This is a genomic window from Pyxidicoccus fallax (assembly GCF_012933655.1).
GTDB classification, from domain to species: domain Bacteria; phylum Myxococcota; class Myxococcia; order Myxococcales; family Myxococcaceae; genus Myxococcus; species Myxococcus fallax.
Window position 1 is genome coordinate 1 of sequence record NZ_JABBJJ010000477.1, and the last position, 7,849, is coordinate 7,849.

At 69.0% G+C, this 7,849-nt stretch carries 7 protein-coding genes and 1 pseudogene; 5 read left to right on the forward strand and 3 right to left on the reverse strand.

Annotated features, from left to right (window positions below):
- Positions 1-889: 889 nt before the first annotated feature.
- On the reverse strand, positions 890-1,585 hold the full coding sequence (locus tag HG543_RS49320; protein ID WP_169351930.1) for a hypothetical protein: 696 nt from the start codon (positions 1,583-1,585) through the stop codon (positions 890-892).
- Positions 1,586-1,694: 109 nt separating this feature from the next.
- Positions 1,695-2,615, reverse strand: coding sequence for an endo alpha-1,4 polygalactosaminidase (locus HG543_RS49325; protein ID WP_343073639.1), 921 nt, complete (start codon positions 2,613-2,615; stop codon positions 1,695-1,697).
- Positions 2,616-2,963: 348 nt separating this feature from the next.
- Between HG543_RS49325 and HG543_RS49330 the strand changes: the two genes are divergently transcribed.
- The 5 genes from HG543_RS49330 to HG543_RS49350 all read left to right on the forward strand — a co-directional run bounded on the left by HG543_RS49330 (position 2,964) and on the right by HG543_RS49350 (position 7,521).
- The gene (locus tag HG543_RS49330; protein WP_169351931.1) at positions 2,964-3,311 is read left to right on the forward strand and encodes a hypothetical protein; all 348 of its coding nucleotides are present in this window, start codon (positions 2,964-2,966) and stop codon (positions 3,309-3,311) included.
- Between the two features lie 215 nt (positions 3,312-3,526).
- On the forward strand, positions 3,527-5,272 hold the full coding sequence (locus HG543_RS49335) for a bifunctional metallophosphatase/5'-nucleotidase (protein ID WP_211194711.1): 1,746 nt from the start codon (positions 3,527-3,529) through the stop codon (positions 5,270-5,272).
- 308 nt (positions 5,273-5,580) lie between these two features.
- Complete coding sequence (locus tag HG543_RS49340) at positions 5,581-5,973, forward strand: MerR family transcriptional regulator (protein ID WP_169351933.1); 393 nt, start codon at positions 5,581-5,583, stop codon at positions 5,971-5,973.
- Positions 5,960-6,889, forward strand: coding sequence for an alpha/beta fold hydrolase (locus HG543_RS49345; protein WP_169351934.1), 930 nt, complete (start codon positions 5,960-5,962; stop codon positions 6,887-6,889). Before HG543_RS49340 ends, HG543_RS49345 begins: the two co-directional genes overlap by 14 nt.
- 119 nt (positions 6,890-7,008) lie before the next feature.
- Positions 7,009-7,521 carry a hypothetical protein gene (locus HG543_RS49350; RefSeq protein WP_169351935.1) on the forward strand — a complete coding sequence of 171 codons (513 nt, stop codon included), beginning with the start codon at positions 7,009-7,011 and terminating at the stop codon, positions 7,519-7,521.
- 59 nt (positions 7,522-7,580) lie between these two features.
- Here the strand turns inward: HG543_RS49350 and HG543_RS49355 are convergent.
- Positions 7,581-7,849: pseudogene (locus tag HG543_RS49355) on the reverse strand (hypothetical protein); the annotation flags it as partial.

Sequence of the window (7,849 nt, forward strand, 5' to 3'; positions counted from 1 at the left end):
ATGGCAGCAAGGCGGGCTTCGCGCGGGAGGTGCGTCAGTGGGCCGAGACCGAACTCTGCCGCATCGCACGCGTGGACTTCGAGCTGGCGCGGCCGGAGGGCGGCTTTCGCGAGGTCTTCGACAGCTTCTGGGAGGACCTGGCGTGGTGCGCGACGAGAAAGCCGGAGCTGTTCCACTTCACCTTCCTGCACTGGCATCCGGACTCGCTGGAGCCGGAGGCCTTGGGTGCCCAGGCGCGGGAGTTGGTGAGGGAGGTGCTGGCGCACGGTGAGCGCGAGGGGGCGCTGGCGCCTGGAAGCGTGCAGGTGGGCGAGGGGCTCATCTGGGGAGCTCTGGCGGAGCTGGTGCGGGCGGTGGCGCGCGGCGACGAGCAGAGCGCGCTGGAGAACATCCAGCCCATGGGGCGGGTGCTCTGGAAGGCGTTGGCGGCGGAGGAGGACCGCGGTGCCAGCGGCGGCCGAACGCCTCCGTCGGAGGGCGCTGGCACCGAAGGCGCCGAGGCGGAAGGCGCGGAGACTCTTCCTGTGGAGGAGGGGGCTGCGACGGAAGGTGCGGCGCCAGGTGAGCCAGGCGTGTCGTCTGCTCTGGAGGAGGCTGCGACGGAAGGGGCGGCGCCAGGTGAGCCAGGCGTGTCGCCTCCAGGCGCAGCGACGCTGGAAGCGTTGGGAACGGAAGGCTCGGGCGCGGGCAGCGTGGGGGACTCCGCCTTCGTGCGCCGCCCCGGTCCGCGCTTCGCCAGGCGGCGTCCTGCTCTGTGCAGTGTCTTGGTGCGTCCTGAATGCGTCGGGGGGATGTTGCGCAACCCGGCTTTCACCACGCTGTCACCGACCATCCTCCATGACGTCACACGTCAGGCCCTGACCGGCTCTCGTGAAGAGGAGGCCCCGGGTCAGAGCCCCTTCTTCGCTCGCAACTCCTGCTCGACTTCGGGGCGGAAGGGGCTGCCGCCGCGCCGCGCATGCTCCAGCGCCAGGTGGGTATCGAGCCAGCCGTTCTGCAGCACCTCGGGCACGAAGGTGTTCGCATGCGCGTCCTTGTCGCTGACGTTGACGTCGGGTTCGAATTCCTGCCAGCCCTTGCCGCCGACGATGAGGGTGCGGAAGGCCTTGGGGACGGAGCTCGGGCCGCCTGCGTTCGCCCAGATGGGGGTATGCGCGTCCAGCAGCACCGCCCGCGCGCTCAGCGTTCCACTGACGCCCAGCACCGCGCCGTCCGTTCCCCATGAGCCCACGATGATTCCGGTCGCCGTGAGGTCGCGGTCCACCGCCACGCGCGCACTGTACCCATACTCGAGGTTCCGGGCGCGGAGGTGGCCCGTCACGATGAGGGTGCTGGTGGCGTAATCGCCCGTGCTGAACGCGAGGTCCCCCGTCGTCACCAGGTCCCCGTCGATGATGAGCGCCCATGGGCCCTCACCGGTCTCCACGTCCTCGGTGGTGTCGAGGCCTCCCTCGATGAGGCGCGGGCGCACCTCCGTGCGGACGAGGTCTTTCGTCTCGTGGAACCAGTCCCACAGGTCATGACCGCGAAAGCGCTTCGCCAGCTCCTCGAAGGTCGTCTCGCGGCCCAGTTCATCCAGCTTCATGTCACTGCCTCGCTCGTAGGGCTCGGCGGCCCGCTTCGAGCGCCGCCGTCCCGAGGGGCTCACCCTAGTTCAGGAGCGAGAGGGAGTCGTCGGGACTCGGCTCGACACCTCACCAGGTGTCCCGGTTGTCGGGGACGCAGGGCTGGTAGCGGTAGCTGCTCGCGGTCGGCCCCATCAGGTCGAGGTCGCGTCGGCTCGAGTTGATGTGCCACCGATTCGCGCGGGTGCAGTTGGGGTTGACGTTGTACTCGACGTTGAAGACCGCCTTGCCCTTCGCGATGAAGCTGTCCCGGAAGAGCTGGCACTCGTCGAACTCCCAGCACTGCTCGGTCAGGGCCCAGTCGAAGGAGTCCACCAGCTCGGGGGCCTCGGTGTTGTTGCCCTTGAGGCCCACCGACATTCCGAGCGAGTGGGCCATCTCCGCGATGGCAATGTTGAAGGCGTTGTTCTGCTCCTTGGTGATGGGGAAGCCCGGGTCGTTGCTCCAGACCTCCGTCTCATCCGGCTCGATGGCGTCGAAGCCCTTGTTCTTGCACCAATGGATCATCCGGTCCCGCATGATGGGAAGGATGATGTCCAGCTGGCGGATGTCGAGCCAGTACGAGCCGTCCCAGCCCTCATCCGGGTTGCCAATCACGGACGCCGGGAAGCGCCACGCGTCCGACCGATAGGTTTCGTAGACGCCCGCGTCGAAGTAGCAGATCACCACGACGTCCGGTCCGAGGGCATGAAGCGCCGCCACGGTCTCGGCGGAAGTCAGCTCGCCGTCGAGGTCATACACCGTCTTGTGGGGCAGCACGTCGCGCGGGTAGACGAAGTCCTGGGAGAGCTGCCAGTGCCAGTGGATGGGCTTCTCGGGAGTGGGACGCCACCAGTCCGTCACGGTTCCCGCATCGGCGAGCGGCGTTCCCGAAGCGACGCGCGCCGCTTCGGGGGCTTGCTCGGAGGCCGGGACGGAGGGGGCGTCCTGGACACCGCAGCCGAGCACGGGAAACAGAACGAGAGCGGCGGCCATTGAAAGTCTCGACACGAGTTCTCCTTGGGAGTGCCCAGCGCGTCGAACAACACCTGACACATGGGGGGTGGGGAGTCGCAACAACATGTCACATGCCACAGAGAAGCCGGACGGCTTCATGGAGCAGGCGTGATGTTCGAAGTGAGGTGCAAATGTAAAGTCACACTGAAGAGGTATCGCGAAGTACGTCCCGGCGGGAAACTTTTCCAGGCAGCGAAGAAGCCAGTGGCTCCAGCAATACGCATAGCAAATAAAGCCGTTCTCCCGGTTGCTACAGACAGACCCGCTCTCCTGCTATTCAATGACTGAAGCGCAACGCTGGTGAGCCCTCCGAAAGGGGCTCCTCAACCTGGAGACATACAGATGATGAAGGGACTGTCGTCCGTGGTGGTGGGTTTCGCGATGGCCATGACCGTGGGCTGTGGTGGCATGCCCGAGGAGACCACGGACATGAGCGTTCCGGAGCAGGAGAACCTGGGCTCGGTCGAGCAGCTCGCGAACGGCAATGGTGATTGGTGTTACGCGCGGTGCAACAATGGCCTGCTGTACGCCGGCCCGGACGTGACGCAGAACTGCACCGACTGGGCGACGAATGTCTGCCGCAACCGGCTGACCACCCTGGCGGACGCGTTCTGGGGCGCGCCGTATCCGACGCGTCGCGCGGACTGCTACCTGTACGGCGACGGCACCTGCTACCTGGTTCCTCGCTAGTCCCGCCGCTGGCTGGCGGCGCCCTTCGTTCCCCGGAGCGAAGGGCGCTCGCCGCATGACGGGATTGTCACGCAATCTTGGCAAGGCCGTCAGGCAAACGAAACCCTGCCTGAGTGTGTCTGCCCATACGTTGCTCGCCCTGCATGGGCCGGCGGAGTCCGGCCGCGGGGAGGCAGCGAAAGATGGGCTTCACTCATTCGACGAAGTGGTTGGGCATGGCATTGGCCGGAATGCTCGGTACGGGCATCCCGGCGATGGCGCACGAGACGGGGGCCTGCGGGGACGACCTGGAGGCGGACCGCCCCGAGGCGCGCGCGCTGGCGGCACGCCGGGTGGAGTGGACGGAGAAGGGCGCCAACCCGCGCTCGTGGCGCGAGGTGAAGGTCCTCGGCTTCAATGACTTCCATGGCCAGCTGTCCCCGCGCACCGTGGGCACGCGCCCGGCGGGCGGCGCGGCGGTGCTCGCCTCCTACCTGAAGGCCGCGCAGGCGGGCATGGAGGACCGCACGGTCATCGTCCACGCGGGTGACCACGTGGGCGCCTCGCCTCCGGCCTCGGCGCTGCTGCAGGACGAGCCCGCCATCTCGTTCCTCAACCTGCTGGGCAACGCGCATTGCTCGTCCTGGTGGCGGATGAACCCGCGCTGCAACCTGGTGGGCACGCTCGGCAACCACGAGTTCGACGAGGGCCGGGCGGAGCTGCTGCGCCTGCTGTACGGCGGTGCGCACCCCGAGGGCCCCTTCCTGGAGGACCCCTACAGGGGCACCACCTTCCCGTATGTCTCCGCCAACGTGGTGGACGCGCGGCGCGGCGAGCCCCTGCTGCCGCCGTACGTGGTGAAGATGCTGCGCGGCATCCCGGTGGGCTTCGTGGGCGCGGTGACCCGGACCACGCCCCGCATCGTCACCCCGGCGGGCGTGGCGGGCCTGGCCTTCGAGGACGAGGCGGTGGCCATCAACCGCGCGGTGGCGAAGCTCAAGCGGCAGGGCGTGCGCGCCATCGTGGTCACCATCCACGAAGGGGACCGGATGACCACCTATGAAGGCCCCACCAACCCCGACCTGCCGGGGCCGGGCGGCTCCATCGCGGACATCGTCGAGCGTCTGGACGACGAGGTGGACGTGGTGGTGTCCGGCCACGCCCACTCGTTCACCAACGCGCTGGTGAAGACCTCGACGGGCAAGACGGTGCTGGTGACGCAGGCCTTCTCCTCCTCCACGGCCTACGCGGACATCTCGCTGAAGCTCGACCCCTTCACCCGGGACGTGGTGGCCAAGTCCGCCGCCGTCTACACGACCTGGGCGGACGCGGGGCCGGGACTCACTCCCGACCCGAAGGTGGCGGCGCTGGTCAAGCGCGCCGAGGACGCGGTGGCGCCGCTGGTCAACCGCGTGCTGGGCACGAGCGCCCAGGACATCACCCGCACCGTGTCCCCGGCGGGCGAATCCGCCCTGGGCAACCTCATCGCGGACGCCCAGCGCGCGAAGATGGGCACGGACTTCGCCTTCATGAACCCGGGCGGCATCCGCGCGGACCTGGACGCCGGGGCCATCACCTGGGGAGAGCTCTTCACCATCCAGCCCTTCGCCAACGACCTGGTGCGCATGGACCTCACGGGCGCGCAGGTGAAGACGGTGCTCGAGCAGCAGTGGTCGGACCCCGCCCGCCCCCGCATCCTCCAGGTGTCCGGTCTCACCGTGCGGTACGACAGCAGCCTGCCCTCGGGCAGCCGCATCGTGTCCGTGCGCAAGGGCGGCGTGGAGCTGGACCCCGCGGGGCTCTACTCCGTCACCGTGAACAGCTTCCTCGCCGGCGGAGGGGACGGCTTCGTCGAGCTGCTCAACGGCGCCAACCGCGTGGTGGGCCCGGTGGACCTGGACGGGTTGGTGGAGTACGTGCTCGGCTTCGAGGGCGAGCCCGTCTCGACCACCATCGAGGGCCGCATCTCCCAGGTGAACTGAGCCGCGGCTGCCTCCCTGGGAGCGCGCCGCGCGCTCCCGGGGAACCGGCTCGGGGTTTCAGGGGCCGGCGCCCTGGCGCGAGAGGAGCTGGCTTCCGTCGCACAGGGAGCAGAAGGCGGTGAAGGTCTCCAGCTCCGCGTCGGGTGGCATGTCCGGGAAGCGCAGCCGAGCCATGACGCTGGGTGGGTCGAGCGTCTCGCTCCCCCGAATCGCCCGGCACCTCGGGCGTTCCGCCAGGCGCTCCGTTACAGGAAGGGCTTGACCTTGACACTGGTGTCAGGGGCTAGCGTCCCTTCCTGGAGAGCAGGATGAACATCGGAGAACTCGCCCGGCTCACGGGCTGCAGCGCACGCTCCATCCGTCACTACGAGAAGGCCGGGCTGCTCACCTCGCACCGGCGGAGCAACGGCTACCGCGACTTCGACGCGGAGGCGGTACCCCGGGTCATGCAGGTGGCCCGGCTGATCCGCCTGGGCTTCTCGCTGGAGGAACTCTCCACCTTCCCGCCGTGCATGCTCCGGCAGGTCACGAGCGCCATCTGCCCGGATGCGCTCGCGGCCCACCGGGAGCGTCTGGCCGAGGTCGACCGGCAGCTCTTCGACCTCGCACGCCTGCGCGAGCGGCTCATCGAGGCGCTGGATGCGAACGCGCCTCCACCCTCCATCCCACTCAGCAAGGACGCAACGCATGAATCGTCGTGACGTGATGAAGACCGCCCTCCTGGGGACGGCCGTGCTCCCGGGACTCGGCGCCGGGGCCGTGCCACGTGCAGCGGAGAAGCGCAGGGGAGGGCGGACGTTCGTCCTGGTGCACGGCGCCTGGCACAACGCCCTTCACTGGACCCGTGTCACGGAGGCGCTCTGCTCGCGGGGACACCAGGTGGTGGCCATCGACCTGCCCGGCCATGGCCTCAATGCGCGCTTCCCCGCGTCGTACCTGACGGGCGACACGGCGCGCCTGGCCGAGGAGCGCTCGCCGCAGGCGGACATCCGCCTGGAGGACTGCGCGGCGGCGGTGGTGTCGGTGCTGGAGAAGCTGCGGGGCGGGCCGAAGCCCGTGCTCGTGGGCCACAGTGCGGGCGGCACCGTCATCACCCGGGCGGGAGAGCTGGCGCCGCGGCTCGTCGGTCGGCTGGCGTACCTGAGCGCGTTCTGCCCGTTGCGGCTCCAGAGCGCCAGCGCGTACGGGGCGCTTCCCGAGGGGCGCACCGTCTACGGTGAGAAGCTCTTCATCGGTGACCCGGGAAGGCTGGGCGCGGTGCGCATCAACCCGCGCGGCGACGCGGCGTACCTGCGGACCCTGCGAGAGGGCTTCTACCACGACGTGGACGAGGCGGGCTTCCTGCCCTTCGCGCTCACCCTCACGCCGGACCTGCCACTGTCCCTCTGGACCTCCGAGGTCGGCGCGACGCGGGAGCGCTGGGGACGCATCCCACGCAGCTACCTCCGCTGCACCCAGGACCGCGCCATCCCCTCCGAGCTCCAGGACCTGATGATTCGCGAGGCGGACGCCTTCACGCCCGGCAACGCCTTCACCGTGGACACGCTGGAGACCTCGCACTCGCCCTTCGCCTCGCAGCCGGAGAAGCTCGCCGCGCTCCTGGCGGGACTCCCCTGAGGCCACGGGTCGGGACCCGGATGGTTCTTGACCCGCCCCTGACGCGCCGGTACTGGTGGTGAAACCTGAATCACCATTCAATTCAGGCCACGCTGTAGAATCACACCCCAGGGGAACGCATGCATCCGGTTGGACGTCTTGGAGGTCTGCTCGTCGGGCTCGGGCTGTTCGTTGGCTGTGGAGGTCCGGAGCCGCGGGAGCCCGCGCCCTCGGGAGCGGAGGCGCTGGAGACGGTGGAGTCCGCGGTGTACGAGGCTCCGGACAGCCTCTTGGGGCTGGTGGGGAGCTACACGCGCTACTGGCCGCCAGCGGCCGCGGGGGAGCTCACCTCCATGACGCTGACGGGCACGGAGTACGTGGACCGCGTGGAGGGCAGCTACGTCCGCACGGTGAGCCGCGTGTGCCCCATCTACGGGTGCAACACGGAGACTGGCGGCTTCTGGGCGCTGCCCAACAACCCGGCGGTGGGCGCGCTCATCGTCTTCAAGGACCTGGCGGGCGCGGAGCGGGACTACTACGCCATCACCCAGATCCAGCGCAGCACCGTCACCGGAAATATCACCGGCATCGTCCTGGTGAAGGGCGGCAGCGTGTCGCCGGTGCCGTTCACCATGACGCGCGTGGGCTTCTGAGCCGCGAACACGGCACGCCAGCGGCCTCACGGAAGGCCGCTGGCGGCGCGCGGTTCAGCTCACTGGATGCTGGTGACGATCTGCGACTGACACGTGTTCGGGTCGATGAAGGAATTGGCCGCGTCGATGGTGCAGATGGCGCCGCCGTAGGTGCCCCAGTTGATCTGCGCCGAGCAGAGGTTGTTGGTGACGCTGACCACCAGCTGCCAGATGCACGTCTTCCCGTTGGCCGGGTCCGCCGCGTTGTTCGTGTAGTAGTAGGTCTGGGTCACCGGCGGGGTGGGGGCGGTGAGCAGGAACCGGGCCGTGCTGCCGGCGGGCAGGGGGT

Coding starts and splice junctions, on each gene's coding strand:
- HG543_RS49340 (WP_169351933.1), top strand. CDS start 5,581: ATGAACATCGGAGAACTCGCCCGGCTCACGGGCTGCAGCGCACGCTCC.
- HG543_RS49330 (WP_169351931.1), top strand. CDS start 2,964: ATGATGAAGGGACTGTCGTCCGTGGTGGTGGGTTTCGCGATGGCCATG.
- HG543_RS49350 (WP_169351935.1), top strand. CDS start 7,009: ATGCATCCGGTTGGACGTCTTGGAGGTCTGCTCGTCGGGCTCGGGCTG.
- HG543_RS49335 (WP_211194711.1), top strand. CDS start 3,527: ATGGCATTGGCCGGAATGCTCGGTACGGGCATCCCGGCGATGGCGCAC.
- HG543_RS49345 (WP_169351934.1), top strand. CDS start 5,960: ATGAATCGTCGTGACGTGATGAAGACCGCCCTCCTGGGGACGGCCGTG.
- HG543_RS49320 (WP_169351930.1), bottom strand. CDS start 1,585: ATGAAGCTGGATGAACTGGGCCGCGAGACGACCTTCGAGGAGCTGGCG.